The sequence below is a fragment of the Streptomyces venezuelae genome (assembly GCF_008642295.1).
Taxonomy (GTDB): domain Bacteria; phylum Actinomycetota; class Actinomycetes; order Streptomycetales; family Streptomycetaceae; genus Streptomyces; species Streptomyces venezuelae_C.
This window is the reverse complement of the sequence record NZ_CP029190.1, coordinates 5,075,484-5,102,375: the sequence shown is the minus strand read 5'-3', so window position 1 is coordinate 5,102,375 and position 26,892 is coordinate 5,075,484. Positions and strand designations below refer to the sequence as shown.

At 71.3% G+C, this 26,892-nt stretch carries 28 protein-coding genes and 1 pseudogene; 14 read left to right on the top strand and 15 right to left on the bottom strand.

Annotation, left to right across the window (positions count from 1 at the left end; translation table 11 throughout):
• Positions 1-25 precede the first annotated feature (25 nt).
• Complete coding sequence (locus tag DEJ50_RS22910; protein ID WP_150209898.1) at positions 26-1,408, bottom strand: glycine--tRNA ligase; 1,383 nt, start codon at positions 1,406-1,408, stop codon at positions 26-28.
• Between the two features lie 154 nt (positions 1,409-1,562).
• Here DEJ50_RS22910 and DEJ50_RS22905 point away from each other — a divergent pair, with 154 nt between their 5' ends.
• From DEJ50_RS22905 to DEJ50_RS22890, 4 genes are read left to right on the top strand one after another with little or no spacing between them, the layout of a single operon-like run.
• On the top strand, positions 1,563-2,546 hold the full coding sequence (locus tag DEJ50_RS22905; protein ID WP_150209896.1) for a metal ABC transporter substrate-binding protein: 984 nt from the start codon (positions 1,563-1,565) through the stop codon (positions 2,544-2,546).
• Entirely contained in the window at positions 2,546-3,364 is an 819-nt protein-coding gene (locus DEJ50_RS22900) for a metal ABC transporter ATP-binding protein (RefSeq protein WP_411757634.1), read from the top strand. Before DEJ50_RS22905 ends, DEJ50_RS22900 begins: the two co-directional genes overlap by 1 nt.
• The gene (locus DEJ50_RS22895) at positions 3,364-4,227 is read left to right on the top strand and encodes a metal ABC transporter permease (RefSeq protein WP_150209894.1); all 864 of its coding nucleotides are present in this window, start codon (positions 3,364-3,366) and stop codon (positions 4,225-4,227) included. The genes DEJ50_RS22900 and DEJ50_RS22895 overlap by 1 nt, the downstream gene beginning before the upstream one ends.
• Positions 4,228-4,269: 42 nt before the next feature.
• Entirely contained in the window at positions 4,270-4,698 is a 429-nt protein-coding gene (locus DEJ50_RS22890) for a Fur family transcriptional regulator (protein WP_150209892.1), read from the top strand.
• 8 nt (positions 4,699-4,706) lie between these two features.
• Here DEJ50_RS22890 and DEJ50_RS22885 read toward each other — a convergent pair whose 3' ends face one another.
• The 5 genes from DEJ50_RS22885 to DEJ50_RS22865 form a co-directional block, all read right to left on the bottom strand.
• On the bottom strand, positions 4,707-5,228 hold the full coding sequence (locus DEJ50_RS22885) for a hypothetical protein (RefSeq protein ID WP_150209890.1): 522 nt from the start codon (positions 5,226-5,228) through the stop codon (positions 4,707-4,709).
• An 11-nt stretch (positions 5,229-5,239) separates the two neighbouring features.
• Positions 5,240-6,067 (bottom strand): isoprenyl transferase, encoded by an 828-nt coding sequence (locus DEJ50_RS22880; RefSeq protein WP_150209888.1) that lies wholly within the window; start codon positions 6,065-6,067, stop codon positions 5,240-5,242.
• Between the two features lie 11 nt (positions 6,068-6,078).
• The gene (recO, locus tag DEJ50_RS22875) at positions 6,079-6,825 is read right to left on the bottom strand and encodes a DNA repair protein RecO (protein ID WP_150209887.1); all 747 of its coding nucleotides are present in this window, start codon (positions 6,823-6,825) and stop codon (positions 6,079-6,081) included.
• A gap of 104 nt (positions 6,826-6,929) precedes the next feature.
• On the bottom strand, positions 6,930-8,483 hold the full coding sequence (locus tag DEJ50_RS22870) for a nucleobase:cation symporter-2 family protein (protein ID WP_190344635.1): 1,554 nt from the start codon (positions 8,481-8,483) through the stop codon (positions 6,930-6,932).
• A gap of 474 nt (positions 8,484-8,957) precedes the next feature.
• Positions 8,958-9,572, bottom strand: a complete 615-nt coding sequence (locus DEJ50_RS22865; protein ID WP_150209883.1) for a TetR/AcrR family transcriptional regulator — start codon at positions 9,570-9,572, stop codon at positions 8,958-8,960.
• 51 nt (positions 9,573-9,623) lie between these two features.
• Between DEJ50_RS22865 and DEJ50_RS22860 the strand changes: the two genes are divergently transcribed.
• Entirely contained in the window at positions 9,624-10,463 is an 840-nt protein-coding gene (locus DEJ50_RS22860) for an alpha/beta fold hydrolase (RefSeq protein ID WP_150209881.1), read from the top strand.
• 30 nt (positions 10,464-10,493) lie between these two features.
• On the opposite strand, the gene DEJ50_RS22855 is transcribed toward DEJ50_RS22860, so the two are convergent.
• On the bottom strand, positions 10,494-11,195 hold the full coding sequence (locus DEJ50_RS22855) for a TerB family tellurite resistance protein (RefSeq protein WP_150209879.1): 702 nt from the start codon (positions 11,193-11,195) through the stop codon (positions 10,494-10,496).
• A 44-nt stretch (positions 11,196-11,239) separates the two neighbouring features.
• Here DEJ50_RS22855 and DEJ50_RS34760 point away from each other — a divergent pair.
• Both DEJ50_RS34760 and DEJ50_RS34755 read left to right on the top strand, forming a co-directional pair.
• A pseudogene (locus DEJ50_RS34760) lies at positions 11,240-11,581 on the top strand (SDR family NAD(P)-dependent oxidoreductase); the annotation flags it as partial.
• 37 nt (positions 11,582-11,618) lie between these two features.
• Complete coding sequence (locus DEJ50_RS34755) at positions 11,619-11,720, top strand: SDR family oxidoreductase (protein WP_223838223.1); 102 nt, start codon at positions 11,619-11,621, stop codon at positions 11,718-11,720.
• Positions 11,721-11,783: 63 nt separating this feature from the next.
• Here DEJ50_RS34755 and leuA read toward each other — a convergent pair whose 3' ends face one another.
• Positions 11,784-13,547 carry a 2-isopropylmalate synthase gene (gene leuA / locus DEJ50_RS22845; protein WP_150209877.1) on the bottom strand — a complete coding sequence of 588 codons (1,764 nt, stop codon included), beginning with the start codon at positions 13,545-13,547 and terminating at the stop codon, positions 11,784-11,786.
• Between the two features lie 365 nt (positions 13,548-13,912).
• Here leuA and DEJ50_RS22835 point away from each other — a divergent pair, with 365 nt between their 5' ends.
• From DEJ50_RS22835 to DEJ50_RS22820, 4 genes are all read left to right on the top strand, one after another.
• Positions 13,913-14,983 carry a M4 family metallopeptidase gene (locus DEJ50_RS22835; protein ID WP_150209876.1) on the top strand — a complete coding sequence of 357 codons (1,071 nt, stop codon included), beginning with the start codon at positions 13,913-13,915 and terminating at the stop codon, positions 14,981-14,983.
• 18 nt (positions 14,984-15,001) lie between these two features.
• A complete protein-coding gene (locus DEJ50_RS22830; RefSeq protein WP_150209874.1) occupies positions 15,002-15,277 on the top strand; it encodes a protealysin inhibitor emfourin in 276 nt (91 codons plus the stop codon).
• Between the two features lie 27 nt (positions 15,278-15,304).
• Positions 15,305-16,105, top strand: coding sequence for a GNAT family N-acetyltransferase (locus DEJ50_RS22825; RefSeq protein ID WP_317852561.1), 801 nt, complete (start codon positions 15,305-15,307; stop codon positions 16,103-16,105).
• Between the two features lie 102 nt (positions 16,106-16,207).
• Positions 16,208-16,879: an SAM-dependent methyltransferase gene (locus DEJ50_RS22820; protein WP_150209870.1), complete on the top strand. Its 672-nt coding sequence runs from the start codon at positions 16,208-16,210 to the stop codon at positions 16,877-16,879.
• 262 nt (positions 16,880-17,141) lie between these two features.
• Here the strand turns inward: DEJ50_RS22820 and era are convergent, their stop codons facing one another.
• From era to DEJ50_RS22805, 3 genes are all read right to left on the bottom strand, one after another.
• A complete protein-coding gene (gene era / locus DEJ50_RS22815; protein WP_150212296.1) occupies positions 17,142-18,092 on the bottom strand; it encodes a GTPase Era in 951 nt (316 codons plus the stop codon).
• A gap of 938 nt (positions 18,093-19,030) precedes the next feature.
• Positions 19,031-20,389 carry a beta-xylosidase gene (locus DEJ50_RS35255; protein WP_190344631.1) on the bottom strand — a complete coding sequence of 453 codons (1,359 nt, stop codon included), beginning with the start codon at positions 20,387-20,389 and terminating at the stop codon, positions 19,031-19,033.
• Positions 20,390-20,550: 161 nt separating this feature from the next.
• Positions 20,551-21,519, bottom strand: coding sequence for a GlxA family transcriptional regulator (locus tag DEJ50_RS22805; protein WP_223838155.1), 969 nt, complete (start codon positions 21,517-21,519; stop codon positions 20,551-20,553).
• 385 nt (positions 21,520-21,904) lie between these two features.
• On the opposite strand from DEJ50_RS22805, the gene DEJ50_RS22800 reads away from it, so the two are divergent.
• The 3 genes from DEJ50_RS22800 to DEJ50_RS22790 all read left to right on the top strand — a co-directional run bounded on the left by DEJ50_RS22800 (position 21,905) and on the right by DEJ50_RS22790 (position 24,268).
• Positions 21,905-23,206, top strand: a complete 1,302-nt coding sequence (locus tag DEJ50_RS22800) for an MFS transporter (protein ID WP_411757633.1) — start codon at positions 21,905-21,907, stop codon at positions 23,204-23,206.
• Positions 23,207-23,521: 315 nt separating this feature from the next.
• Positions 23,522-23,884 carry a CorA family divalent cation transporter gene (locus DEJ50_RS22795; protein WP_190344629.1) on the top strand — a complete coding sequence of 121 codons (363 nt, stop codon included), beginning with the start codon at positions 23,522-23,524 and terminating at the stop codon, positions 23,882-23,884.
• Positions 23,885-23,917: 33 nt separating this feature from the next.
• Positions 23,918-24,268, top strand: a complete 351-nt coding sequence (locus DEJ50_RS22790; protein ID WP_150209867.1) for a hypothetical protein — start codon at positions 23,918-23,920, stop codon at positions 24,266-24,268.
• A gap of 27 nt (positions 24,269-24,295) precedes the next feature.
• Here DEJ50_RS22790 and DEJ50_RS22785 read toward each other — a convergent pair whose 3' ends face one another.
• The 4 genes from DEJ50_RS22785 to ybeY all read right to left on the bottom strand — a co-directional run bounded on the left by DEJ50_RS22785 (position 24,296) and on the right by ybeY (position 26,882).
• A complete protein-coding gene (locus DEJ50_RS22785; protein WP_150209865.1) occupies positions 24,296-24,652 on the bottom strand; it encodes a cytidine deaminase in 357 nt (118 codons plus the stop codon).
• A gap of 81 nt (positions 24,653-24,733) precedes the next feature.
• On the bottom strand, positions 24,734-25,087 hold the full coding sequence (locus tag DEJ50_RS22780) for an MmcQ/YjbR family DNA-binding protein (protein WP_150209863.1): 354 nt from the start codon (positions 25,085-25,087) through the stop codon (positions 24,734-24,736).
• Positions 25,084-26,388 (bottom strand): hemolysin family protein, encoded by a 1,305-nt coding sequence (locus tag DEJ50_RS22775; protein WP_263399210.1) that lies wholly within the window; start codon positions 26,386-26,388, stop codon positions 25,084-25,086. Before DEJ50_RS22775 ends, DEJ50_RS22780 begins: the two co-directional genes overlap by 4 nt.
• Complete coding sequence (gene ybeY / locus DEJ50_RS22770; protein ID WP_150209861.1) at positions 26,385-26,882, bottom strand: rRNA maturation RNase YbeY; 498 nt, start codon at positions 26,880-26,882, stop codon at positions 26,385-26,387. Before ybeY ends, DEJ50_RS22775 begins: the two co-directional genes overlap by 4 nt.
• Positions 26,883-26,892 lie beyond the last annotated feature (10 nt).

Genomic DNA, 26,892 nt, shown 5'->3' with positions numbered 1-26,892 from the left:
CCGGTCTGTTCTGCCGTGGTGCGGACTAGCAGCCCAGCAGACGGCTGCCCAGGTAGGACTGGATCTGGTCCAGCGAGACGCGCTCCTGCTTCATGGTGTCGCGCTCACGGACGGTCACCGCGTTGTCGTCCAGGGTGTCGAAGTCGACGGTGACGCAGTACGGCGTACCGATCTCGTCCTGGCGGCGGTAGCGGCGGCCGATGGCGCCCGCGTCGTCGAACTCGATGTTCCAGTTCTTCCGCAGGTCCGCGGCGAGACCCTTGGCCTTCGGCGACAGGTCGGCGTTGCGGGACAGCGGCAGGACGGCGACCTTGACCGGGGCCAGGCGCGGGTCGAGGCGCATCACGGTGCGCTTCTCCATGACGCCCTTGGCGTTCGGGGCCTCGTCCTCGATGTAGGCGTCGAGCAGGAAGGCGAGCATGGCGCGGTTGACACCGGCCGCCGGCTCGATGACGTAGGGGGTCCAGCGCTCGCCGGCCTCCTGGTCGAAGAAGGAGAGGTCCGTGCCGGAGGCCGCGGAGTGGGCCTTGAGGTCGAAGTCGGTGCGGTTGGCTACGCCCTCGAGCTCGGAGAACTCGGTGCCGCCGAAGTTGAAGCGGTACTCGATGTCGGCGGTGCGCTTCGAGTAGTGGGACAGCTTCTCCTTCGGGTGCTCGTACCAGCGGATGTTCTCCTCGCGGATACCGAGGTCGCGGTACCAGTTCCAGCGCTCGTTCATCCAGTACTCGTGCCACTGCTCGTCCTCGCCCGGCTTGACGAAGAACTCCATCTCCATCTGCTCGAACTCACGGGTCCGGAAGATGAAGTTGCCCGGAGTGATCTCGTTCCGGAAGGACTTGCCCATCTGCGCGATGCCGAACGGCGGCTTCTTGCGGGAAGTCTGCTGAACCTGGGCGAAGTTGGTGAAGATGCCCTGGGCGGTCTCGGGGCGCAGGTACGCCTTGGAGCCGGTGTCCTGGGTCGGGCCGAGGTGGGTCTCCAGCATGCCGGAGAACTGCTTGGGCTCGGTGAACTGGCCCTTGGTGCCGCAGTGCGGGCAGTTGATGTCGGCCAGGCCGTTCTCCGGGAGGCGGCCGTGCTTGGCCTCGTACGCCTCTTCCAGGTGGTCGGCGCGGTGGCGCTTGTGGCACGCGGTGCACTCGGTCAGCGGGTCCGAGAAGGTCGCGACGTGGCCGGAGGCCACCCAGACCTCGGGGGCCAGGATCACGGAGGAGTCGATGCCGACGACGTCCTCACGCCCGGTGACCATCGCCTTCCACCACTGACGCTTGATGTTTTCCTTGAGCTCGACACCCAGCGGTCCGTAGTCCCAGGCGGCCTTGGAGCCGCCGTAGATCTCACTGCACGGGTAGACGAAGCCACGGCGCTTGCTGAGGCTGACGATGGTGTCGATCTTGTCGGCGGCCACGGTGCTCTCTTCATTACGAGGACGAACGGCGAAGCCTTTAGGTTACCGGCGCCCGCCCCTCCCCTTTCAAATCGGATCCCCTTTCTCCGCCTGGCCCATGGACCACCACCAGGGTTTTTGACAATCGTTTCCATCTTTGATGAAAATGGATGTCATGAACGTACGACGTCTGATACCCACCGCCGCCCTCGCCGGAGCCGTCGCCCTCGCCGGCACGGCCCTCACCGCCTGCTCCGGAGCGGGCGCCGCCGGCAGCAAGGACGGCAAGCTCGGCGTCACGGCGTCGTTCTACCCGCTGCAGTTCATCGCCGAGCAGATCGGCAAGGACCACGTGAAGGTCGACGGCCTGACCAAGCCGGGCGTCGAACCGCACGACCTGGAGATCACCCCCAAGCAGACCGCGCAGCTCGGCGAAGCCGACGTGGTCCTCTACCTCAAGAACCTTCAGCCCGCCGTCGACAAGGCCGTCGCCCAGTCCGGCGTGAAGAACATCGTCGACGCCGCCACCCTCACCGAGCTGGAGACCCACGGCGCCTCCGGCCACGACCACGACCACGGTCACGAGGGCGAAGCCGGCCACGAAGAGGACCACGACCACGGCCACAGCCACGAGGGCGGCACCGACCCGCACGTCTGGCTCGACCCCGTCAAGTACGCGGAGATCGCCAAGGGCGTCGGCGCGGCCCTGGAGAAGGCCGACCCCGGCCACGCGGCCGACTACAAGAAGAACACCGACGAACTGGTCGGCAAACTGGCCGCGCTCGACACGGAGTTCAAGGACGGCCTGAAGAACACGGCCTCCAAGACCTTCATCACCACCCACTCCGCCTTCGGCTACCTCGCCGAGCGCTACGGCCTCGACCAGGAGGGCATCTCCGGCGTCAATCCCGAGTCCGAGCCCAGCCCGGCCCGGATGAAGGAACTCCAGGCGGTCGCGAAGAAGGACAATGTCACCACCGTGTTCTTCGAGACCCTGGCCAGCGACAAGACGGCCAAGGCCCTCGCGACGGACACCGGCCTGAAGACCGACGTCCTCGACCCCCTCGAGGGCATCACCGACAAGTCCCAGGGCGCCGACTACTTCGAGGTCATGCGTTCCAACCTGAAGAACCTCCAGAAGGCACTCGGAGCCAAGTGATGACAGCAGCAACGGAGGCGCGAGCCATGCAGTCCCCGCCCCGACCGGCCGACGACCGGCCCGTCATATCCCTGCGCGGGGCCAAGGCCTCGCTCGGCTCGCGCCCCGTGCTGCGCGGAATCGACCTCACCGTCCACCGTGGCGAGGTCGTCGCCCTGCTCGGCGCCAACGGCTCCGGCAAGTCCACGGCCGTCCGCGCCGTGGTCGGCCAGGTGCCGCTGACCGACGGCTCCCTGAAGGTCTTCGGCACCGACTTCAAACAGTTCCGCGACTGGTCGCGGATCGGGTACGTCCCGCAGCGCACCACCGCCGCCGGCGGCGTCCCGGCCACCGTCCGCGAGGTCGTCTCCTCCGGCCGGCTCGCCCGCTCCCGCTTCGGGCTCCTGCGCAAGGCCGACAAGGCCGCCATAGCCCACGCCCTGGCCTTGGTCGGGATGGACGCGCACGCCGACGTCTCGGTGGACGCCCTCTCCGGCGGCCAGCACCAGCGCGTCCTCATAGCCCGGGCGCTCGCCGTCGAACCCGAACTGCTGATCATGGACGAGCCGATGGCCGGCGTGGACCTCGCCAACCAGGAGGTCCTGGCGAACGCCCTGCGCACCCAGGTCGCCGCCGGCTCCGCCGTCCTGCTCGTCCTGCACGAGCTGGGCCCGCTGGAGCCCCTGATCGACCGCGCCGTCGTGCTGCGCGACGGCTGCGTCGTCCACGACGGCCCGCCCCCGGAGGCCGTGGGCCAGCACGCCCTGCCCGGCCACGACCACGTACACCCCCACGCGGCGCACGACGCCGAGCCCCTGCGGACGGGACTGCTGAGCTGATGGACATCCTCGATTACGCCTTCATGCAGCGAGCGCTGATCGCTGCCGCGCTGGTCGGCATCACCGCCCCCGCCATCGGCACGTACCTCGTCCAGCGCCGCCAGGCACTCATGGGCGACGGCCTCGGGCATGTCGCCATGACCGGTGTCGCCCTCGGTTTCGTACTCCAGACCAGCCCCGTCTGGATGGCCACCCTGGTCGCCGTCGTCGGCGCCGTCGGCATGGAGCTGATCCGCGCCCGCGGCAGGACCAGCGGGGACGTCGCCCTCGCCATGCTCTTCTACGGCGGCCTGGCCGGCGGCGTGATGATCATCAACCTCGGGGGCGGTCAGACGGCCAGCCTCCTGGGCTCCATGTTCGGCTCGATCACCACGGTCTCCTCCGAGGACGTGACCGCGATGGCGCTCCTCGCCGCCTTCGTCCTCGCCGTGGCCATCGGCCTGCGCAGGCAGCTCTTCGCCGTCTGCCAGGACGAGGAGTTCGCCCGGGTCACCGGCCTGCCCGTGCGCGCACTGAACCTGCTGATCGCGGTCACCGCGGCGGTCACCGTCACCGTGGCCATGCGCATCGTCGGCCTGCTGCTGGTCAGCGCGATGCTGGTGATCCCGGTCGCCGCCGCCCAGCGGCTCACCCGCAGTTTCGCCACCACCCTGGGCCTGGCCATGGCCATCAGCGTGACCGTCTCCCTGACCGGCACCGCGGCCACCTATTACATCAACGTCCCCTCGGGCGCGACGATCGTGCTGCTCGCGATCGCCGTCTTCCTGGTGATGACCGCCCTCTCCGCTCCCCTGGCCCGCCGCCGGGCCAAAGCCGCGCAGGCCGCCGAGGAGGTCTGCACGCGCGACGATGTGAAGGTCTAGCGGACTGGCACAATGGCCCCAGGCCGATACGAGGAGGAACCGGTGGCGACTGCCCCTGGCGAGACGAATACCGCGCCAGTACGAGGACGGTCCACCCGGCAGCGGGCCGCCGTCGCGGCGGCCCTGGACGAGGTGGACGAGTTCCGCAGCGCCCAGGAGCTGCACGACATGCTCAGGCACCGCGGTGACTCGGTGGGCCTGACCACCGTGTACCGCACCCTCCAGTCCCTCGCCGACGCCGGCGAGGTGGACGTGCTGCGCACCAGCGACGGCGAGGCCGTCTACCGGCGCTGCTCCACCGGTGATCACCACCACCACCTGGTCTGCCGCAAGTGCGGCAAGGCCGTGGAGGTGGAGGGCCCCGCGGTGGAGAAGTGGGCCGAGTCGATCGCGGCCGAGCACGGCTATGTGAACGTGGCCCACACGGTGGAGATCTTCGGCACCTGCGCGGACTGCGCCGCGGCCGGCTAGTACCGCCGCTAGTACCGCTTCAGGTTCCGGTCCAGCAGCTCCCGGACCCGGTCCACGTCGGCCGGGTCGGCCGCGCCGCGCTTGGGCAGTGCCAGGAAGGTACGGCCCTTGTCCGCGGTCAGCACGAACAGGCCGGGCGTCTCGTGGTACCAGGCCGGGCCGCCGCTGCCCGGCCAGTCGAAGACGGTGCGGTCCGGCCCGCCGCCGGTGATGACGATGCCGGTCTCGCCCAGCACCGTCCGGGAGTCCCCGTGGGGCTCCATGGCCGCGAAGCTCTCGCGTGCGATCCGGCTGCGGGCCCGGACGGCGCCCACCACCGCGGTGATCAGCACCACCGCGGTGACGATGCCGCCGATGCCCGGATCGAAACCGCGCACCAGCCCGTAGACGACCACACCGGCCACCGACATGACGGCCGGCAGCACCATGGCCCGGCGGCCGGGCCAGGTCCGCGAGAACCAGGCCCCCAGCGCCGTCCGGTAGTCATCGGCCGTCGGCCGGTACTCGAAAACGATCTCCCCCGTGTTCATGCCACGGGAGATTACCCGGCCGCCCCCGGGCCCTCGACCTGGTTCGGAACGGCCCCGCCGAACCGGCGGTCGCGCTGGGCGTACTCCAGGCAGGCCCGCCACAGATCGCGCCGGTCGAAGTCCGGCCACAGCACGTCCTGGAAGACCATCTCCGCGTAAGCGCTCTGCCAGATCAGGTAGTTGGACGTGCGCTGCTCGCCGCTGGGGCGGACAAACAGGTCCACATCGGGCATGTCCGGGTAGTACATGTACTTCGCGAAGGTCTTCTCGTTGACCTTCGACGGGTCCAGCCGGCCCGCCGCCACATCACGGGCGATGGCCTGCGCCGCGTCCGCGATCTCCGCGCGCCCGCCGTAGTTCACGCAGAAGTACAGGGTCATCTTGTTGTTCTTGACCGTCTGCTCCTGGGCGATCTGGAGCTCCTGGACGACCGACTTCCACATCTTCGGCATCCGGCCGACCCAGCGGATGCGGATGCCCAGCTCGTCCATCTCGTCGCGGCGGCGCCGGATGACATCGCGGTTGAAGTTCATCAGGAAGCGCACCTCGTCGGGCGAGCGCTTCCAGTTCTCCGTCGAGAAGGCGTACAGCGAGAGGTTCTTGACGCCCATCTCCAGGCAGCCCTTGAGCACGTCGAGCACGACGCCCTCGCCGACCTTGTGGCCCTCGGTGCGGGGCAGTCCGCGCTCCTTGGCCCAGCGCCCGTTGCCGTCCATCACGATGGCCACGTGGTTGGGGACCAGCTCACCGGGGATCTTCGGCGGGCGCTCACCGGACGGGTGCGGCTCGGGAAGCTTGTAGTCGTCGCGGCGGCGTCCCAGGATCCCGCGTCGTGCCATGTGCCCAGCTCCTATTTCTCGACGTATCGCAAGGAGCGTAGCCCGCGCTCCAGATGCCAGTGCAAATAGGCGGAGACCAGTCCGCTCCCCTCCCGCACATGGCGCGCCTCGCACGCGTCCGCGTGGGCCCAGTCGCCGGTCAGCAGCGCGCTGAGCAGAGCGATGGCCTCCGACGAGGGTACGACGCTGCCCGCCACCCGGCAGTCGCCGCAGACGACTCCGCCGGCGGCGACCGAGAAGTGCCGGTTGGGGCCGTGGATGCCGCACCGGGCGCAGTCCTCGAAGGAGGGGGCGTAGCCGTTGACGGCGAGGGAGCGCAGCAGGAAGGCGTCGAGGATCAGGTGGGGTTCGTGTTCGCCCCGGGCCAGCGTGCGCAGGGCGCCGACCAGCAGCAGGTACTGCTGTACGGCGGGTTCGCCCTCGTTCTCGGTGAAGCGTTCGGCGGTCTCCAGCATGGCGGTGCCGGCGGTGTAGCGGGCGTAGTCGGTGACGATGCCGTTGCCGTACGGGGCGATGATCTCGGTCTGGGTGCAGAGCGGCAGGCTGCGGCCGACCAGTTCGCTGCCCCGGGCGAAGAACTGGACGTCGGCATGGGAGAAAGGTTCCAGCCGGGCGCCGAACTTGGACTTGGTGCGGCGCACCCCGCGGGCCACCGCCCGCACCCGGCCGTGTCCGCGGGTCAGCAGGGTGATGATGCGGTCCGCCTCGCCCAGCTTCTGGGTGCGCAGCACGATGCCGTCGTCGCGGAACAGACTCATGGCCCCATTGTCGCCCGTACCGGTGACAGCGAAGGACAGCGAAGGACAGCGAAGGCCCCCGGCCGGACGGAGGTCCGGCCGGGGGCCTTCGCCCCTTGGGAGGATCAGGAGGCCGGGGCCGCCGGTTCGCCCGCTCCGGCGGCGGGCTTCTCCAGGGAGGTGGCGGAGGTGTCCGGGGCGGCACCGGCCGCGGCCGGCACGTCCACGAGCTCGCCGGCCGGGGCGTCCGCGGGCGCTTCGGCAGGGTCCTTCGCGAGCTCACCGGCCGGGGCCGGGATCGCGATCGCGGGGCCGTGGGCGTCGTCCTTGCCCAGGCCGTTGAAGACCAGGTTGAGGACGATGGCGGCCGTGGCACCGAGCGTGACACCGCTGTTGAGCAGCGAGGACAGATCCTGGTCCATGTGCTTGGTGAACAGCGCCGGCACGGTGGCGGGGAGCAGGGCGAAGGCGAGGGAGACACCCACGACCAGGGCGTTCTTCTCCTCCTTCAGGTCCACCTTGGCGAGGGTCTGGATGCCGGCCAGGGCGACCATGCCGAACATGACGGTGGCGGCGCCGCCGAGCACCCCGTGCGGGACGGCGGCGACGATCGCGGCGGCCTTCGGCAGCAGACCCAGGATGATCATGAATACACCGGCCGCGACGACCACGAACCGGCTCTTCACCTTGGTCATCCGGACCAGGCCGACGTTTTCGGCGAAGGCGACGTACGGGAAGGAGTTGAGGACGCCGCCGAGGGCGGTGGCGGCGCCGTCGGCACGCAGGGCGCGGGCCACGGTCTCGCTGTCGACCTCCTTGCCGACGATGTCGCCGACGGCGTAGGTGTCGCCGGTGGTCTCGACCATGGTGATCAGCATGACGATGAGCATCAGGACGATCGGGAACCACTCGAACTTCGGCATGCCGAAGTGGAACGGTGTGGTGACACCGATCCAGTCCGACTTGCCCACGTCGCCGAACTTGGCGTCGCCGAGCAGGAAGGCGACCGCGGTGCCGCCGACCAGGCCGAGGAGGATGGAGATCGAGGACAGGAACGGCTTGCCGATCTTCATCAGGACGAGGATGAAGAGCATGGTGCCGCCGGCGTAGGCGAAGTGCTTCGGGTCGCCGAAGTCCGGGCTGCCCAGGCCGCCGGCCGCGTCGTTCAGGCCGACCGGCAGCAGGACGATGCCGAGGACGGTGATCACCGTGCCGGTGACCACCGGCGGGAACAGTCGCATGACGGCCCGGAAGGCCTTGGCGGGCAGCCAGGCGAAGGCGAAGGTGGCGATACCGGCCGTGATGACCGCGCCGTAGATCACCAGCAGGGCGGCGGTGCCGCCGCCGGCCCCGAGGCCGATGGCGATCATCGGGGAGACGGCCGTGAAGGTCACGCCCTGGATCAGCGGCAGCCGCGCACCGATCCGGCCGATGCCCCAGGCCTGGATGATCGAGGCGATACCGCAGGTGAAGAGATCCGCGTTGATCAGGTAGACCAGCTGTTCAGGGCTCAGCTTCAGCGCGTTGCCGACGATGATCGGAACGATCACCGCGCCGGCGTAGAAGGCGAGTACGTGCTGGAAGCCGTACAGCGCGAGCTTGGGGACGGGGAGCACCTCGTCGACCGGGTGCGAGCTCTGCTCTCCGTTGTCGGAAAGCCGGGCGGCGACACGTGCCATCTCTGCCTTGCCCTTCAGGGAGGTAGGTAACTGAGAGGAATCTGGTTATCCCTGGCCAGGGCGCGGGTCGTGGTGCGTGGTTCCGCCAGGGTTTCAGTGCGTTCACGTGATCGAAGCCCCGCTGTGTTACAGCAGGCGTCTCTTCGTGTGACCGGAATTGAACGCCTGTGGGGGGCGCCACAGATATCGTCGACTTCCACAAAATGTTGAGGTTTGGCGATCTCGGTTCTGTGGATTCCTCCCCTGGCGCCGATGGGTCCGCCGAGGTATGGCGACAGTCGACGGACGATCTGTTTCCGGCCATACGAGCGCGAAGTCGCCATTCCCTGACCTGCGCAAACGAAGAACGCAAGGGTTCTGCACCGCAAAGCGGGCCGACTACTTCCGGACACCGGATTGGTGGATCAACCGAGTCCGGAGCGGCCGGCTCCACGGATCGTACGGGCGGGTCATGGCCATGCCGACGCCGGATCGTTACGCACCGGGCGCGGCTTTTGTACCGGATGCCGAGACGGCGGCGGCGCGCACGATCGCCGCCGCGGCCCCCGCGGCGGTCAGTACGGGCGTCCGCGAACGGGAGGCCCGGCCCAACATGAACGCCCCCTCCAGCAGTGCGATCACGGCGCCGGCGGTCTCCCGGGCGGCCGGCGCCGGGATGCCGGCGGCCTCGTAGAACCGGCCCAGCGCGTCGGTCCAGGAGTCGAAGACCTCGGCGGTGGCCCGCCGCAGCCCCTCGTGCGTACTGGCCACCTCCAGGGCCACCGTGGCGATCGGGCACGGATCGGCGTAGTCCAGCTCGTGCAGGGTTTCGGCGGCCCCTGCGAAGGCGTCGGCGGTGGCCTGCGCCGGATCCGCCGCCGGGTCCGCGAAGAGCTCCCCGATCAGGGCCAGATAGGCCGCGCCGGAGGTGCGTACGACCTCCTCGCCGAGCTGCGCCTTGCCGTCCGGGAAGAAGTGGTAGGCGGAACCGTACGGGGCCCCGGCCGCCGCCACGATCTGCTTCATGCCGGTCGCCGCATAGCCCTGCCGGCGGAAGAGCTCGGTCGCCGCCGCCAGGATGCGCGCTCTGGTATCGCCCTTTGTCGTCACGGGGGCTAGTCTCTCACTAGATCGGTCTATCTAGTGAGGGTGGGGGAACGCATGCCGGACATCGAACTGACCGCCGGAACCATCGACTACCTCGACACCGGGCGCCCGCGCACCTGCCTGGGCACCGTCGTCCTCGTCCCCGGGCCCGGCTTCGACGAATCCGTCTGGGACCGGGTCACCGAGGACCTGCGCGCCGACTTCCGCATCCTGGTCCCGGTCCTGCCGCTGGGCGGCCACCGCCGCCCGATGCGCCCCGGAGCCGATCTCTCCGCCACCGGAGTCGCCGCCCTGCTGGCCGAGTTCCTCGAACGGCTGGACCTCCGCGAGGTCACCCTCGTCCAGAACGACGCGGGCACCGCCCAGCTGCTCGTCGGGGTCGCCGACGAACGCATCGGGCGGCTCGTGCTCACCTCCTGCGAGGCCCTCGACAACTACCCTCCGGGCCCGCAGGGCAAGGTCCTGGAGCGCATGAGCCGGATTCCCGGCGGGCTCTTCCTGCTGCTCCAGTCCTTCCGCTCCCGCCGGCTGGCCGGGATGCAGAACTCCCTCGGCGGCATGGCCAAGCGGCCCATCCCGCACGAGCTGGTCCGCCGCTGGTACCGGCCGCTGCTCACCGACCCGGCCGTCCGCCGCGACTTCGCCGCCTTCCTGAAGGCCACCCGCAAGGACACCTACCTGCGGGCCGCCGAGCGACTGCCGGAGTTCCGGCGGCCCGCGCTGGTCGCCTGGGGCGCCGAAGACCGGATGATGCCGCCGGCCACCGGCCGCAGGCTCGCCGAGCTGCTCCCCCGGGGCCGGTACGTGGAGATCCCCGACGCCCGCACCCTGATCCCGCTGGACAACCCCGGGGCCCTGTGTGCCGAGCTCCGCGCATTCATCGCCACGACCTGAGGCGCGGGCCCGCGGGCTGAAGCCCGGGGCTCAGGAGGGCGTACGGGCCGAGGCCAGCAGTCGCGAGACCTCGTCGGAGTCGAGCCTGAGGGCCGCGCCCACGGTGGCCAGCACCTCACGCTCGGCCGGGGTGTACGGACCGTCGGCGAGCGCGATCCGGGCGCCCTGCAGCAGCACGGACTCCCGTCCGGGGGTGGCCAGGTGCGGGGCCAGCGGCTCCAGCGCCTCGTGCAGCTCGATGGAGAGCGCGGCGCCGCAGCACTCGGGGCCGTCGTACAGCCCGGGCAGCCGGCCGGTGTCCGCGGTCAGCGTCGCCACCAGCACCGCCAGCTGGTCCTCGCCGCAGTCCTGGAAGCCGGCCGACCGCACCACCTCGGCCGCCGTCTCCAGCGCGCTGCGCGAGGAGGCACCGCCGGCCGCGAGGACGGCCAGCGTGACCGTGTGCACGGCGTCGCGCAGCAGCGCCGAGAAGCGGCTGGTGGTGGGGTGGTCCAGGACGTCCGTGGCGAACCGGTCGCGGCAGGCGGCGCACTCGACCACCGGCCCGACGTTGCCGCGCGGCAGCACCGGCACACCGAGGACGGCGAACCGGCGGCGGCCCGTGCGACGGCGGTAGTTGCGGTCGCCACCGCAGCCCGGGCAGAAGAACTCCCCGTCGCTCACGGTGTTCCAGGCGGTACGGATGCCCCAGACCTTCAGCTTCCGGCTGGTCCCACCCCGAACTGGCAGCACGTCCCACCTCCGTTACCCGGCGGCAACATCGCCGCGCTGGCGTGATGTTAGCCACATCCATGACCGGGCGTCAGTCGTGTGACAAGACAACATCCCGGAGCCGGCGGAGTTGGCCGATCCGCGCCCCTAGTGTCGGGGCCGTGAAAGACGCTTCTTGTCTGGTGACGGGTGCCGCGAGCGGGATCGGCCGTGCCACCGCCCTGCTGCTGGCCCGCGCCGGGGCCCGGGTCACCGCGGCCGATATCCATGCCCCCGGCCTGGCTTCCCTGCGTACGGAACTGGCCGCCGAGGGCCTCGGCGTCGAGCTGGTGACCGGTGACGTCGCCGATCCGGAGGCCACCCGGGCCATGGTGGCGGGCGCGGTCGCCGCGTACGGACGGCTCGACGTCAGCGTGGCGAACGCCGGAGTGCTCCCTCTTTCGGATGTACGGGAGACCAGCCCTGCCGGCCTTCCTGGCCTCGGACGAGGCCTCCTTCGTCACCGGGGTGGTCCTGCCGGTGGACGGCGGCTACCTGGCGCAATGAGCGGGACCCCGCGCCTCCCGAGGGGGGAGACGCGGGGTCCGTGGGCTCCGCAGAGGCGTACGGTCAGCGGCCGGCGCGGTTGACGGCCGAGATGACGGCCTTCAGCGAGGCGCGCGTGGTGTTGCCGTCGATGCCGATGCCCCACAGCACCCGGCCGTCGATCGCGCACTCGATGTACGAGGCGGCCTGCGCGGAGGCGCCCTCGCTCATGGTGTGCTCGGTGTAGTCCAGCAGGCGGGCGTCGACGCCGATGCTCGCCAGCGCGTCGAAGAACGCCGAGATCGGACCGTTGCCGGTACCCGTCAGAACGGTGTCGGCGCCGTCCACGACCGCCTCGACGGTCAGGGTGTCGGTGCCGTCCTTGTCGGTGGCCGTCGAGCCGGAGCGCAGCTGGATCCGGCCCCACGGGTTTTCCGGGTTCGGCAGGTACTCGTCGGAGAAGACCTCCCAGATCGCCTTCGGCGTGACCTCGCCGCCCTCGGCGTCGGTCTTGGCCTGGATGATCCGGGAGAACTCGATCTGCATGCGGCGCGGCAGGTCCAGCTTGTGGTCGTTCTTCAGGACGTACGCGATGCCGCCCTTGCCGGACTGCGAGTTGACCCGGATGACCGCCTCGTAGGAGCGGCCGACGTCCTTGGGGTCGATGGGCAGGTACGGGACGGCCCACTCGATCTCGTCCACGGTCTTGCCGGCCGCCGCGGCGTCGGCCTCCATGGCGTCGAAGCCCTTCTTGATGGCGTCCTGGTGGGAGCCGGAGAAGGCGGTGTAGACCAGGTCGCCCGCGTAGGGGTGGCGCGGGTGGACCTCCATCTGGTTGCAGTACTCGCTGGTGCGACGGATCTCGTCGATCTGCGAGAAGTCGATCTGCGGGTCGACGCCCTGGGAGAACAGGTTCATGCCCAGGGTGATCAGGTCGACGTTGCCGGTGCGCTCGCCCTGGCCGAACAGGCAGCCCTCGATGCGGTCGGCGCCGGCCATCAGGGCCAGCTCGGCGGCGGCGACGGCGGTGCCGCGGTCGTTGTGCGGGTGCACGGAGATGCAGATGTGCTCGCGGCGGGTCAGGTTGCGGGCCATCCACTCGAAGCGGTCGGCGTGGGTGGAGGGCGTGGACCGCTCGACGGTGGCCGGCAGGTTCAGGATGATCTCGCGGCCGGGGCCGGGCTGCCAGACGTCGCAGACGGCCTCGCAGACCTCCAGGGCGAAGTCCAGCTCGGTGTCGGTGAAGATCTCCGGGCTGTACTGGTAGCCGAAGACCGTCTCGTCGCCCAGGATCTTCTCGGCGTACTCCATGACCAGGCGGGTGCCGTCGACGGCGATCTGCTTGATCTGTTCCTTGGAGCCGCGGAAGACCACCCGGCGGAAGGTCGGGGCGGTGGCGTTGTACATGTGGACGGTGGCGCGCTTGGCACCGACCAGGGACTCCACGGTCCGCTCGATCAGATCCTCACGGGCCTGGGTCAGTACGGAGATGGTGACGTCGTCCGGGATCGCGCCCTCTTCGATGATGGAGCGGACGAACGCGAAGTCGGTTTCGCCGGAGGACGGGAAGCCGACCTCGATCTCCTTGTAGCCCATGCGCACCAGCAGGTCGAACATCTCGCGCTTGCGGGCGGGGGTCATGGGGTCGATCAGCGACTGGTTGCCGTCGCGCAGGTCGGTGGAGAGCCAGCGGGGAGCCTTGGTGATGCGGGCGTTCGGCCAGGTCCGGTCCGGGATGTCCACCTGCTCGTACACGCCGTACTTGTGGATCGGCATCCCGGAGGGCTTCTGGGTGTGGGTCGCGCTGGTGATGGGCGTGGGGCGACCGGCGAAGCTGTGCTGGCTCATGACGTAGGGCTCCTCGCGTGTCCGCGTGTAGTTCCGCTGCTACGGCCGACGGCGGTCGCAAAAACCGCAACACCAAACTCCGCGGGGAGGGGGCCGGCCTACGACTACAGACCCTCGCCGCGGCAGCTAAGGAGAAGCAGCCCGAAACGCATGATGGGTGGCAGCCTAGCCGAGCCGCGCCGGGGGCGCGTGGCCGTTTCAGTATGCAAGACCCGCTAGTCCGTTTTGCCCTAATTGTGGGCTACGTCTCACCCAATCCCAAGAGTCCGGCCGATCGGTCAATGCGGTGCAGCCGCTTTCAGACGACCGAATGAATCATGGTCACGGGTCGTGACATCGGCATGACCCGCTGCCACATTTCCGGCATGGATACCCACCGCCACCCCGTCTTCTGCACCATCGTGCCGCCCCACCTGCTCGACCGGATCACGCTGTCCGAGGACACCCGCCGGGCCGACATCGCGCAGCGCACCCTCGAGCACGACTCCCTCCAGCGCACCCGGCGCCGGATCACCACCGTCCGCGGGATCGCACCCGCCCTGGCCGCGCCCGTAGACGAGCGGCCCGAGGGCCCCGAGCGGACCGTGTACGACGCCGAGCACCGGACCCGGCTGCCGGGCACCAAGGTGCGCGGGGAGGGCTCCGAGCCCGGGCAGGACGCGACCGTCAACCGGGCCTACGCCGGACTCGGCGCGACCTTCGAGCTGTTCCGGTCGGCCTTCGGACGGCACTCGATCGACGATGCCGGGCTGCCGCTGGACGCCACCGTGCACTACGGCGTGGAGTACAACAACGCCTTCTGGGACGGCCGGCAGATGGTGTTCGGTGACGGCGACGGGGACCTGTTCCTCGACTTCACCGTGTCCGTCGACATCATCGGCCACGAGCTGGCCCACGGGGTCACCCAGTACACGGCCAATCTGGAGTACTACAAGCAGGCCGGCGCGCTCAACGAGTCGATGTCGGACGTCTTCGGCTCGCTGATCAAGCAGTACACCCTGGACCAGACCGCGGACCAGGCGGACTGGCTGATCGGGGCCGGACTGCTCGGGCCCGAGGTGAGCGGGGTCGCGCTGCGCTCGATGAAGGCACCCGGTACGGCGTACGACGACGACGAGCTCGGCAAGGACCCGCAGCCGGCCACCATGGACGACTACGTCAACACCACCCGGGACAACGGCGGGGTGCACATCAACTCCGGCATCCCCAACCACGCCTTCTACCTGCTGGCCACCGACCTGGGCGGCAAGGCCTGGGAGCGGGCGGGGCAGATCTGGTACGACACCCTGACCGGCGGCGAGCTGGGCACCAAGGCGAAGTTCTCGGACTTCGCCCGGCTGTCCGTGGCCGCGGCGGCGGCCCGGTTCGGGGACGGCGGCACCGAGCACCAGGCGGTGCTCAAGGCCTGGTCCCAGGTGGGTGTGCCGACCGAGTAGAGCAGGTAGACAGATCGCATGCGGATTCACGTGGTGCGGACCGGCGGTTTCGCGGGCATCGAGCGGCAGGCCGAGGTCGATACCTCGGGCCGGCCCGACGCAGAGGTGTGGCAGGCGCTGGCCGAGCGGGCGCTGGCGCCGGACCGGACGGGTGCGCCCGGCGGGCGGGGCGGCGTACCGGACGGCTTCCGCTACGTCATCACGGTGGACGGCCGGACCGTCAGGTGCGCGGATCCGCACCTGACGGAGGCCCAGCGGGAGCTGATCACCAAGGTGCTGAAAGAAGGTGCCTGAGCAGGTCCGCCTTGCTTGGATGGGCCGGTGACGATTCTTGACGATCTTGAACGCTACTACGACACCGTCCCCCGGGCGGGCGGCGCCCGCGCCGAGGACCTGGGCTCGCTGACCCTGTTCGTCCAGGAGGGCGCGGGCTGGCCGTACTACGCGCGGCCCACGCCCGGGGCCGGCCCGGTGACGGCGGCGGAGGTGGACCGGGTCCGGATGCGGCAGCGGGAGCTCGGGGTGCCGGAGGCCTTCGAGTGGGTGGCCGAAACCACTCCCTCGCTGCGGGCGGCGGCCGAGGCTGCGGGGCTGGCCGTGCACGCGCATCCGCTGATGGTGCTGGCGCCGGGTGCCGAGCCGCTGCCCCCACACCCGGAGGTACGGCTGATGGGCGCCGGCGACCCGCTGCTGCGGGCGGCGGTCACGGTTCCGGCCCTGGCCTTCGCCGAGCCCGGCACGGCACTGGGTGCGGCCGGGCCGGCGGAGCTGACCGCGGCGCTGGCGGATCCGGGTACGGCGGACCGGACGGCGCACGTGTCGGCGCGGCTCGCCTCCGGCGCGAGCGGGCTGGCGGCGGCGGTACGGGACGGGGTGGTGCTGGCCTCCGGCGTCCACAACCCGCTGGACGGGGTGGCCGAGCTCGTGGGCGTGGGCACGCTGCCCGCGGCGCGCCGCCAGGGGCTGGCGCTCGGCGTGACCTCGGCCCTGGTCGCGGACGCGCGGGAGCGGGGCGCACGGCTGGTGTTCCTGTCGGCTGGCGACGAGGACGTGGCCCGGATCTATGCCAGGGCCGGCTTCCGCCGGGTGGGCACGGCCTTGATCGCCGAGCCTGCCGAATAATCCCTTCGGTTTGCCGAAACGGCAAGGATGTTTGCCCGGACGGCGGGAGCGGGCGCAGCATCGGCGGCGCACGCACAGCAGCGCAGCCAGCCGGAGGTTTTGATGACTGAGCACCAGCACCAGCAATCGCACTCGCACTCACACCCGCACTCCCCCGCCGCCGAGGAGGAGTTCTGGGACGCCCGGTACGGGCAGAGCGACCGGATCTGGAGCGGCCGGCCGAACGCCGTGCTGGTCCGGGAGGCGGCGGATCTGGCACCCGGCCGGGCCCTGGACCTCGGCTGCGGGGAGGGGGCCGACGTGGTGTGGCTGGCCCGGCAGGGGTGGCAGGTCACCGGGACCGACATCTCCGGAGTCGCCCTCGGCCGGGCCGCCGAGCATGTGGCGGAGGCGGGAGTCGCCGACCGGGTGGACCTCCGGCAGCACGACCTCGGGGTGTCCTTCCCGGCCGGGGAGTTCGACCTGGTCTCGGCCTGCTTCCTGCACACCCCCGGCGAGATGCCCCGGGAGCTCATCCTGCGCCGGGCCGCCGCGGCGGTCGCCCCCGGCGGAACCCTGCTGGTGGCCGGGCACGCCGGCCCGCCGTCCTGGGATCCGGACACCCATCGCGGGTTCCCGTTCCCCACCCCGGAGGAGGTGCTGGAGCAGCTGGAGCTGCCCGACGGGAAGTGGGAGGTACTGGTCTGCGCGGAGCACGAGCAGACCATGACGGCGCCGGACGGAAGCCCGGGCACCCGCCCGGACAACGCACTGAAGGTCCGGCGCCTGCACTGACGCCTACGGCGGGCCCGGCCTGCCGGTCCGCTGTCCGGCCCGGGGCCACCGAATCCGGGGAGCAGGCCCGTCGCCTGCGCTGACGACCCGGGGCCGGCCGGGGGTCGGCGGCGGATTACCCGGGGCTCCGCCCGGCGGCCGGCCGGGGGCCAGGGCACCGCCGGGTAGCCGCGCCAGGCCCGCCGGACGGAGTCCGGCGCAGCGCCCCGAAGCCCGGGAGGCGCCCCCGGCGCCGACCGGTGCGAGGGGCGCGTCGAAAAGGTCAGAAGCCGAGCTTGCGGAGCTGCTTGGGGTCACGCTGCCAGTCCTTGGCGACCTTCACGTGCAGGTCCAGGAAGACCGGCGTGCCCAGCAGCGCCTCGATGTGCTTGCGCGACTTCATGCCGACCTCCTTCAGGCGCGAGCCCTTGGGCCCGATGATGATGCCCTTCTGGCTCGGCCGCTCGATGTAGACGTTGGCGTGGATGTCGAGCAGCGGGCGGTCGGCCGGCCGGTTCTCCCGGGGGATCATCTCCTCGACCACCACGGCGATGGAGTGCGGGAGTTCGTCGCGTACGCCCTCCAGCGCGGCCTCGCGGATCAGTTCCGCGACCATCACCATCTCGGGCTCGTCGGTGAGGTCGCCCTCCGGGTAGAGCGGCGGGCTCTCCGGGAGCAGCGGGGCGATCAGGTCGGCCAGCAGCTGGACCTGGCTGTCGCCGACCGCGGAGACGGGGACGATCTCGGCCCATTCGAAGCCGAGCTCCTCGGCGAGCTGCGAGATGGCGATCAGCTGCTCGGCCAGCGCCTTGGAGTCCACCAGGTCGGTCTTGGTCACGATGGCGATCTTGGGGGTCTTCTTGATCCCCGCGAGTTCCTTGGCGATGAACTTGTCGCCGGGGCCGAGCTTCTGGTCGGCCGGCAGGCAGAAGCCGATCACGTCGACCTCGGCCCAGGTGGTGCGGACCACATCGTTGAGCCGCTCGCCGAGCAGGGTGCGCGGCTTGTGCAGGCCGGGCGTGTCGACCAGGACGAGCTGGGCGTCCGGGCGGTGCACGATGCCGCGGACGGTGTGCCGGGTGGTCTGCGGTCGGTTGGAGGTGATCGCGACCTTCGTGCCCACCAGTGCGTTGGTCAGGGTCGACTTGCCCGCGTTCGGGCGGCCGACGAAGCAGGCGAAGCCCGCACGGTGCGGGGCGGTGGGCTCGGGGGAACGATCGCTCATACGGGCCATTCTCCCCGATGCCGCTGCCCGCGCCGACCAGGCAGCCGCAGTGAGGGCGAGGAGCGCGGCCGAAACGGTGGTCAGTCGGGGGTGGACGGCGTATCCGGCGGTGGCCCGGCCGGCCGTTCCGGTGGCGGTGGCCCGGACCGTCACCTCGGCCCGGTCGAGCGGGGGCGGGCCGCTCCAGTGCTCGGTGAGCTCGACCCGCTGCCCCGGGAGCAGCTCGGCGGGCAGCCCGCTCAGCGGGCGGCGGAGCAGGCTGCGGCCGAGGAGGCCGTCGGCGGCCAGGGTGCCCCGGGGGCGGAGGGTGACATTGCCGAGGTTGTGCAGGGTGTACGTGATCTCCGCGCGGACGGTGCCCGGGGTACGGACGGTGCGGACGGCGAGGTCCTCCACGGCCAGGGCCGGGGCGGTGGGCCCGGCGACCCGGAGGTGGACGCGGGCGGCGACGGCCTGGCGGACGCCGATGCCCTGCGGGTGGTCCCGGGTCCGCTCTTCCAGGGCGACGACGGCGCCGGGGTGGTCTCCGGGTTCGGCCCGTTCGGGGACGGTGAGGGTGAAGGGGACGTCGGCTGCCGACCGGGCGGGAACGGTGAGCAGGTCCCGGTCGAGCCGGAGCCAGGCGCCGGTGGCCCGGCGCGGCTCCTCGGGGCCGCGGACGGCGAAGCCGCCGTCGCGGGCGGTGTTGTGGGCGTCGGCGGCGTACAGCCGGAAGGTCCGGGGGGTGTCGGTCCGGTTGGTGATGGTGACGGTGTCGGTGACGGTGCCGCCGGGGGTGGTGGCGAGGTAGAAGTAGGGCCGCTGTCCGAGCCGGGTGGCGGCGGGCAGGACGGCCCACTGCCCGTTGTCGGCCGCGGCGGCGGGGCGGGCGGCGGCGCCGAGCAGCAGCAGGAGCAGGAGGACGGCGGCGGCGAGCAGCGCGCCCGCCGCCGCCCGGTGCGGGGTGCTCACGACAGGGTCAGGGTGAGCACGGCCGTGTAGGCGCCGGGCGGGGCGTACGGGGGGACCTGGAGGGTGACTCCGGCGTCCACCGTGAAGGTGCCGCCGACCAGTTCGGCGTCCGGGGTGGAGGCCAGTACGGCGCCGTCGGGGCCGACCGTGCCGGGGCTGCCGGGGGCGCAGTTGCCGGCGCTGCCGGGGGCGGTGGTGCAGCGCGGGGTCCAGCTGAGGGCGGCGCCGGGGATGCGGGTGCCGGCGGGGCCGGTGAAGTCGGTGACCTTGCCGACCAGGGACCAGCCGGCCGGGCCGCCGCGGGCGTCTTTGACGGTGACGGTGGCCAGCTGTCCGGTGGCGCCGCCGCCTTCGCCGTACGGGACGGCGCCGAGGGCGGTCTGTTCGGCGGCCTGGGTCATGGAGAGGGTGCCGGGTTCGACGGTGGCGGTCAGCTTCTGGGTGCCGGGGGCCGGCGGGGCGGGGTCGACGACGGCGTAGGCGGCCGGCCCGGAGCCTTTGGCGCGGGTCCAGGCCGGGCCCTCGAAGGCGACCACGGCGGTGGTCGACCGGTCGGTGACGGGCAGGTCGAGGGTGAGCAGGCCGCGCTCGTCGGCGGTGCCGCGGGCCCGGTCGGCGGTCGGCGCCGGGGCTGCCGCCCGGCCGGTGACGCCTGTGACGCCTGCGCCACCTGTGACACCCGTGACGCCTGCGCCACCTGTGACGCCGGTGACGGTGACGGCGGAGCCGGGGGTGAACCCGGCCGCGGTCACCTTCACGCTCGCTCCGGGCTTGCCGTGGGCCGCGCCGAGGGCGACGTACCGCAGGTTGGCGGTGGGCAGCGGCGGGGTGGCGGTGAGGCGTACGGAGACCGGGGTGGGCCCGGCCGGGGTGCAGGGGGTGTCGAGTACGGCAGGCCGGCCGGCGAGCAGGGAGTAGCCGCCGGGGGCGAGGGTGATCTCGCCGGGGGCGGTGACCGTGAAGGTGCCGGTCATCAGGTGGGTGCCGAGGCCGGCGCCGGGCGGGACGGGGCCGTGGTCCGGGATGCCCGTCACGGTGACCTCGCCGGTCTGTGCGCCGCCCAGCCGGACGGTGCCGGCGGGGGTGACGGCGTCGGCGGGGAGTTCCCCGGGGAGGGGGTTCACGGCCGGGGTGCGGAGGATGCGGTAGGTGACGGTGACGGTGTCGCCGACCCGGGGTGCGGGGGTGTCGACGGTGAGTTCGGCGGTGGTGGTGCCGTCGGCAGGCGGCAGTCCGGCTTCCTGCGGGGGCGTGCACTGGGTGGGGAACTCGGCCTGACCCGGAGGGGGTTCGGCGGGCGGGTCGGCGGCGGCGCGGGGGCCCATGGCTCCGCTCGCGGCGGCGAGGGCGGCCATGGCGAGGGCCGCCGTCCAGCCCCTTCTCCCTCTCCTGCTGCGCGCAGCTCTGCCCACCGCCCGCCCACCCCCCGGATCTGCCGGTCATCGCCTGTGGGCGCCATTGACGAGCGGGCCGCGGCAGAAGTCAAGGTACGGACCCGGCATTGACTGATGGCCCATCAGGTGGTGGCGGTGTCCTCGCCCATACCGGCCCGGAAGGTGCGCCGGTACGCGGTCGGGCTGACGCCCAGCGCCGCCTGGAGGTGCTTGCGCAGCGACTGGGCGGTGCCGAAGCCCGTCCGGTCCGCGACCTGGTCCATGGAGAGCGCGGTGGTCTCCAGCAGGTGCCGGGCCCGGTTGACCCGCTGCATGACGATCCACTGCCCGGGGCTGATCCCGCACTCCTCACGGAACCTGCGGGTGAAGGTCCGTACGGACATGGCTTCCTGACGGGCCATATCGGCAAGCCGCAGCGGCTCGTGCAGCCGGTCCAGCACCCAGGCGCGGGCCGCGGTGGTGCTGGCTCGCTGCGGCTCCGGCACCGGCCGCTCGATGAACTGGCTCTGGCCGCCGTCCCGGTGGGGCGGTACGACGGTCCGCCGGGCCACCTCGTTGGCCACGGCTGCTCCGTGGTCGCGCCGCACGATGTGCAGGCAGAGGTCGATGCCGGCGGCCACTCCGGCGGAGGTCAGCACGTCCCCGTCGTCCGTGTACAGCACGTCGGCGTCGACCCGCACCGCCGGGAAGAGCCGCTGGAAGTGGTCGGCGGAGGCCCAGTGGGTGGTGGCCCGGCGGCCGTCCAGGAATCCGGCGGCGGCCAGCACATAGCCGCCGGTGCAGATGGAGACGAGCCGGGTGCCGGGCCGGATGTGGGCGAGGGCGGCGGCGGTCGGCCCGTCGAGCCGGCCTTCCTCGTGGGCCGGCCCGAGCTCGTACGAGGCGGGGACCACCACGGTGTCGGCGGTGGCCAGCAGCTCCGGGCCGTGTTCCACCTGGACGGAGAAGTCCGCGTCGGTGCGGACCGGGCCGGGGGCCAGCCCGCAGGTGAGGATCTCGTACAGCGGGCAGCCGGCCGCGTCCTTGGCCCGGCCGAAGATCCGGTGCGGAATGCCGAGTTCGAAGGGCAGCAGCCCGGCAAGGGCCAGCACGACGACCCGGTGCGGCCGGCTCGCGCCATGGCCTGACCGGCCGGACGGGGCCGAGGTCTCACCGCGGGTCGCGGCCGTCGCGGCCCTCGCGGCCGGATCGGCGTCCGGGGTCGCGGCCGTCACGGCGTCCGGGGTCGTGGCCGGGGCGGCACCCAAGGTCGCGGCCGGAGCGGCACCCTGAGTTGCGGCCGGAACGGCACCCGGAGTCGCGTCCGGGGTGGCCGAATCGGCGTCCAGGGTCGCGGCCGGAGCGGCACGCGGAGTTGTGGGCGGGGCGGCACCCGGAGTCGCGTCCGAGGTCGTGGCCGGGGTCATGGCCCGATCATAGCGATCCCTGTCATCCAGGCCACTGGAGCCGGTGCCGGGCCCGGCCGAAGCTTGCCGGGTGACCCAGACAGCCCCCGCTTCCCCGACCTCCCCCGCTGCCTCCGCCGGCTCGCGCCTGCGCCCGCCCGGCCGGATACACCGCGCCTGGTTCGTCGCCGCCGTCGCCTTCGTGACGATCATCGGCGCCGCCGCCTTCGCCTCCCTGCCCGGTCTGCTCATCGAGCCGCTGCACCGGGAGTTCGACTGGTCGCGCGCCACCATAGGCTTCGCCGTCTCGGTCAACCTCGCGCTCTACGGGCTGACCGCCCCCTTCGCCGCCGCGCTCATGGACCGCTTCGGCATCCGCCGGGTGGTCGCCTGCGCGCTGACGGTGATCGCGGCCGGTTCGGCAGCCACGGTCTGGATGACGGAGCCCTGGCAACTGGTGCTGCTCTGGGGGGTGGTGGTCGGGCTGGGCAGCGGGTCGATGGCGCTCGCCTTCGCGGCCACCGTCACCAACCGCTGGTTCACCGCCCGGCGCGGGCTGGTGACCGGCATCCTGACCGCGGCCGGCGCCTCCGGCCAGCTGATCTTCCTGCCGCTGCTGTCCTGGCTGGTGGAGGAGCGCGGCTGGCGTCCGGCGGCGGTCACGGTCGCCCTCGCCTCGCTGGCCGTGGTGCCCTTCGTCTGGCTGCTGCTGCGGGACCATCCGGCGGACGTGGGTCTCGCGCCGTACGGCGGTGCGTACGCCGAGAAGCCCGCGCCGGTGCCGGGTGCGGCCCGGCGGGCGGTGGCCGTCCTGCTCAAGGCGGCCCGGACCGGCCCGTTCTGGCTGCTCGCCGGCACCTTCGCGATCTGCGGTGCCTCCACCAACGGACTGGTCCGGACGCACTTCGCGCCGGCCGCGCACGACCACGGCATGCCGCTGACGGCGGCGGCCGGACTCCTCGCGGTCATCGGGGTGTTCGACGTACTCGGCACCATCGCCTCGGGCTGGTTCACCGACCGCTTCGAGCCCCGCCGACTGCTGGCCGTGTACTACGCGTTGCGCGGGGTCTCGCTGCTCTTCCTGCCGATGCTGCTCGCCCCGTCGGTCCACCCGCCGATGGTGTTCTTCATCGTCTTCTACGGCCTGGACTGGGTTGCCACCGTGCCGCCGACGATCGCGCTGTGCCGCGAGGTCTACGGCGAGGACAGCGCGATCGTCTTCGGCTGGGTGCTGGCCTCGCACCAGGTGGGCGCGGCACTGGTGGCCTTCCTGGGCGGCCTGGCCCGGGACGTGTTCGGCACGTACGACCCGGTCTGGTACGCCTCGGGGGCGCTGTGCGCAATGGCGGCACTGATGGCCATGGCGATCCGCCGCAGTTGTCCGACTTTGTAATCACATTGCCTGTCGTTTACCGTGGCTGCGGCGCGGAAAAAGCCGTGCCCCCTATCTGCGGGAGGTGATCAGCGTGCCTGGTGGAAGTAGCCACAGGGCGTACACGCCGCCGATCCCGCTCGACGTACTGCTTTAGCGGCCCACGCGCCGCACCACGGCAGTTCGCCTGCACGGTGGTTGCGCCCTTTTACATAAATCCGACGCCGCCCTTCCGGTATCCCGCGCGCCGGTTTTCTCTGCGAACACATTTACCCCACGTTTATGGCCCAGGCATGCCCGAATGCCGCCCAGGCGTGCCTTGACAGGAGCAATCCCATGACCAACACCATGCCGACGAACCACGACAACACCCTGATGCCGGTCGAAACGGTGGCCGAGCACGCCCAGAAGGTGGAGCTGCTCCGCGAGATCAACCACGAGATCCGCGGGCTGAACCGGGAAATGGAAGACATCCGGACCATCACCGAGGACCAGTTGAAGGTCACCGTGGAGACCCGGAGGGTGAGCGCCTGGACGGCGATCGCGGTGGTGCCGGGCGCTCTGGCGGCGCTCTACGGCTCCAACTTCGAGCACATGCCCGAGCTCCAGTTCAAGTACGGCTGGCCGCTGTTTCTCATCGCGCTGGCATCCACCGCAGTGGCCACGTACGTCGCGGTCAAGCGCAAGGGCTGGCTGTAGGCCGGAAACCGAGTCCAAGGAAGGACGGTTCACATGTCGCAACACACCATGCACCCCGACCTGGCCGGGCTCAGCGCGAAAGACCTCGACGCGTGCTCGAATGACGAACTGCACACCTTCCTTCTGGGAATGCGCCAGTACCGGAAGGAAATGATCCTGCTCCACCGGAAGTCGGTGGACCTCTGCGAAGGTTCGCGGACGGCGCGGAAGGTGACGGCATGGCTCGTGGTGTTCATGATGCCCACCCTGCTGGGCGGCATCTACTCCGCGAACTTCTACCAGCCGGAAACCGCGTTGGTGTGGGCCTGGCCGGCCTTCCTCGTCCTGGTGGCGGCTTCGGGCATCACGATGTTCACCCACCTTCGGCGCAAGGGGTGCCTGTAGGCCGCCCCCGCGCCGGGCAGGGCGTTCCTACGCGCCCGCCGGAGTGGTCGACTTCAGGGTGCCGTCCGGGCCGGCCAGCAGGACCGGGGTGTCGGGGCCCCCGAGGTCCCGTACGGCAGCCCGGTCGGCCTCGGCCGGAGCGTCGGCGGCGCTGACCACGGCGGCGGCCTCCAGCGACTGCGCGCCGCTGGCCACGGCCATGGCGACGGCGGTCTGGAGGGCGCTGAGCCGGAGGGAGTCGAGCTCGACGGTGCCGGCCACATAGGTGCGGCCGGTCTCGTCCCGGACCGCCGCCCCCTCGGGCACACCGTTACGGGCCCGGGCGCTGCGCGCCAGCGTGATGATCTTGGTGTCCTCGGGGTCGATCCCGGTGCTGTCGGTCATGGTCGAAAGCATAAAGAGCGCCTCGGCGGTGCCGCACGACGGCCCCGCCGGGGCGCTCTGTGTTGGGGCGTGTCCGGTGGCTCAGGGCCGGTCGAGGCGCAGCCGGTCCGCTCGCGGCAGGCCCGCGACCACCAGGTCGTACGAGTCCTCGATCAGCTCCCGCACCTTCGGCTCCGGCAGCCCGCCCACCGTCACGGTGTTCCAGTGCCGCTTGTTGAGGTGGTAGCCCGGCACGATCGCCTCGTGTTCGGCGCGGAGCCGGACCGCAAGCTCCGGTTCGCACTTCAGGCTGACCTTCAGCGGCTCGGAGTCCAGCGCGGACAGCGCGAACATCTTGCCGAGCACCTTGAAGACCGAGGTCTCGGCGTCGAACGGGAACTCCTCCACCGCCGCGTTGAAACCGAGGCAGAAGGCCCGCAGCTCCGCCGGGGTCATGCGGTGGTCGCCTCGTCGTCGGCGGTCGCCTTCACCGGCTCCACCAGCACCGTGACGATCTTGTTCCGGCGGCCCGCCGGGGCCTCCGCGGTCAGCCGCAGCGAGCGCCCGTCCGGAAGCTCCACCAGCGCCGTCGCGCCCGCGATCGGTACCCGGCCGAGGGCCTTGGCCAGCAGGCCGCCGACCGTCTCCACGTCCTCGTCGTCGAAGGAGTCCAGGCCGAACAGCTCGCCGAGGTCGGTGATGTCGAGGCGGGCCGTGACCCGGTAGCGGTCCTCGCCCAGCTCCTCCACCGGCGCGATCTCGCGGTCGTACTCGTCGGTGATCTCGCCGACGATCTCCTCCAGGATGTCCTCGATGGTCACGATCCCGGCCGTGCCGCCGTACTCGTCGATGACCACCGCGACGTGGTTGCGCACCTGCTGCATCTCCCGGAGCAGGTCACCGGCGTTCTTGGTGTCGGGCACGAACACCGCCGGCCGCATCGCCGTGGAGACCAGGTCGGTCTCGGCGTCCCGGCTGATGTGGGTCTTGCGGACCAGGTCCTTCAGGTAGACGATCCCGACGATGTCGTCCTCGTTCTCGCCGGTGACCGGAATCCGCGAGAAGCCCGAGCGGAGCGCCAGCGTGGTGGCCTGACGGACCGTCTTGTAGCGCTCGATGCAGACCAGGTCGGTGCGCGGCACCATCACCTCGCGCACCAGCGTGTCGCCGAGCTCGAAGACCTGGTGCACCATCCGGCGCTCCTCGTCCTCGATCAGCGACTCCTTCTCCGCCAGGTCCACCATCGCGCGGAGCTCGGCCTCGGAGGCGAAGGGGCCCTTGCGGAAGCCCTTGCCCGGGGTGAGGGCGTTGCCGATGAGGATCAGCAGCTGCGGGATGGGGCCCATGATCCGGGCCAGCGGTACGAGGACGTACGCGGCGGCGGTCGCGGTGTTCAGCGGATGCTGGCGGCCGATCGTACGGGGCGAGACCCCGACGGCGACGAAGGAGACCAGCACCATCACGGCGATGGCCGTGAACAGCGCGGTCCAGTTCTCGCCGAAGTGGTCCAGGCAGACGTAGGTGACCAGCACGCCGGCGGCCATCTCGCAGGTGACCCGGACCAGCAGTGCCACGTTCAGGTACCGGGTGGGGTCGGCGGCGACCTGGGCCAGCTTGGCGCTGCCGCGGCGGCCCTCCCGTACGGCCTGTTCGGCGCGGAATGCGGAGATCCGGGCGATGCCCGCCTCGGCGCAGGCGGCCAGCCAGGCCACCATGACCAGCAGGACCGCCCCGGTGATCAGCTGGGCGGCGGTCACGAGACGGTGGGCGCGGGCGAGGGACCGGTCAGGCCGCGCTCGGCCCGCCAGCCGTCCACGATGGCCGCCTGCAGACCGAACATCTCGGCCTTCTCGTCGGGCTCCTCGTGGTCGTATCCGAGCAGGTGCAGCACCCCGTGGACGGTCAGGAGCTGGAGTTCCTCGTCCATGGAGTGCTGCGTCGGGGCTTCCTCGCCCTGCCGCTTGGCGACCTCGGGGCAGAGCACGATGTCGCCGAGGAGCCCCTGCGGGGGCTCCTCGTCGTCCTTGGCCGGCGGACGGAGCTCGTCCATCGGGAAGGACATGACGTCCGTCGGTCCGGGCAGGTCCATCCACTGGATGTGGAGCTGCTCCATGGCCTCCGCGTCGATCACGATGACGGAGAGCTCGGAGAGCGGGTGGATCCGCATCCGGGTCAGCGCGTAGCGGGCGATGTCGAGGATCGCCTGCTCGTCGACTTCGGTTCCGGATTCGTTGTTGACGTCGATCGACATGCGCTTGTTG

Excerpts from the sequence above, each read along its gene's own strand:
- DEJ50_RS22830 (WP_150209874.1), top strand. The coding sequence starts at position 15,002 with ATGCGGATTCACGTGGTGCGGACCGGCGGTTTCGCGGGCATCGAGCGG.
- DEJ50_RS22900 (WP_411757634.1), top strand. The coding sequence starts at position 2,546 with ATGACAGCAGCAACGGAGGCGCGAGCCATGCAGTCCCCGCCCCGACCG.
- DEJ50_RS22835 (WP_150209876.1), top strand. The coding sequence starts at position 13,913 with ATGGATACCCACCGCCACCCCGTCTTCTGCACCATCGTGCCGCCCCAC.
- era (WP_150212296.1), bottom strand. The coding sequence starts at position 18,092 with ATGGCCCGTATGAGCGATCGTTCCCCCGAGCCCACCGCCCCGCACCGT.
- DEJ50_RS22905 (WP_150209896.1), top strand. The coding sequence starts at position 1,563 with ATGAACGTACGACGTCTGATACCCACCGCCGCCCTCGCCGGAGCCGTC.
- DEJ50_RS22785 (WP_150209865.1), bottom strand. The coding sequence starts at position 24,652 with ATGACCGACAGCACCGGGATCGACCCCGAGGACACCAAGATCATCACG.
- DEJ50_RS22885 (WP_150209890.1), bottom strand. The coding sequence starts at position 5,228 with ATGAACACGGGGGAGATCGTTTTCGAGTACCGGCCGACGGCCGATGAC.
- DEJ50_RS34755 (WP_223838223.1), top strand. The coding sequence starts at position 11,619 with ATGTACGGGAGACCAGCCCTGCCGGCCTTCCTGGCCTCGGACGAGGCC.
- DEJ50_RS22820 (WP_150209870.1), top strand. The coding sequence starts at position 16,208 with ATGACTGAGCACCAGCACCAGCAATCGCACTCGCACTCACACCCGCAC.
- ybeY (WP_150209861.1), bottom strand. The coding sequence starts at position 26,882 with ATGTCGATCGACGTCAACAACGAATCCGGAACCGAAGTCGACGAGCAG.
- leuA (WP_150209877.1), bottom strand. The coding sequence starts at position 13,547 with ATGAGCCAGCACAGCTTCGCCGGTCGCCCCACGCCCATCACCAGCGCG.
- DEJ50_RS35255 (WP_190344631.1), bottom strand. The coding sequence starts at position 20,389 with ATGGCCGCCCTCGCCGCCGCGAGCGGAGCCATGGGCCCCCGCGCCGCC.
- DEJ50_RS22795 (WP_190344629.1), top strand. The coding sequence starts at position 23,522 with ATGACCAACACCATGCCGACGAACCACGACAACACCCTGATGCCGGTC.
- DEJ50_RS22780 (WP_150209863.1), bottom strand. The coding sequence starts at position 25,087 with ATGACCCCGGCGGAGCTGCGGGCCTTCTGCCTCGGTTTCAACGCGGCG.
- DEJ50_RS22860 (WP_150209881.1), top strand. The coding sequence starts at position 9,624 with ATGCCGGACATCGAACTGACCGCCGGAACCATCGACTACCTCGACACC.
- DEJ50_RS22790 (WP_150209867.1), top strand. The coding sequence starts at position 23,918 with ATGTCGCAACACACCATGCACCCCGACCTGGCCGGGCTCAGCGCGAAA.
- DEJ50_RS22895 (WP_150209894.1), top strand. The coding sequence starts at position 3,364 with ATGGACATCCTCGATTACGCCTTCATGCAGCGAGCGCTGATCGCTGCC.
- DEJ50_RS22880 (WP_150209888.1), bottom strand. The coding sequence starts at position 6,067 with ATGGCACGACGCGGGATCCTGGGACGCCGCCGCGACGACTACAAGCTT.
- DEJ50_RS22870 (WP_190344635.1), bottom strand. The coding sequence starts at position 8,483 with ATGGCACGTGTCGCCGCCCGGCTTTCCGACAACGGAGAGCAGAGCTCG.
- recO (WP_150209887.1), bottom strand. The coding sequence starts at position 6,825 with ATGAGTCTGTTCCGCGACGACGGCATCGTGCTGCGCACCCAGAAGCTG.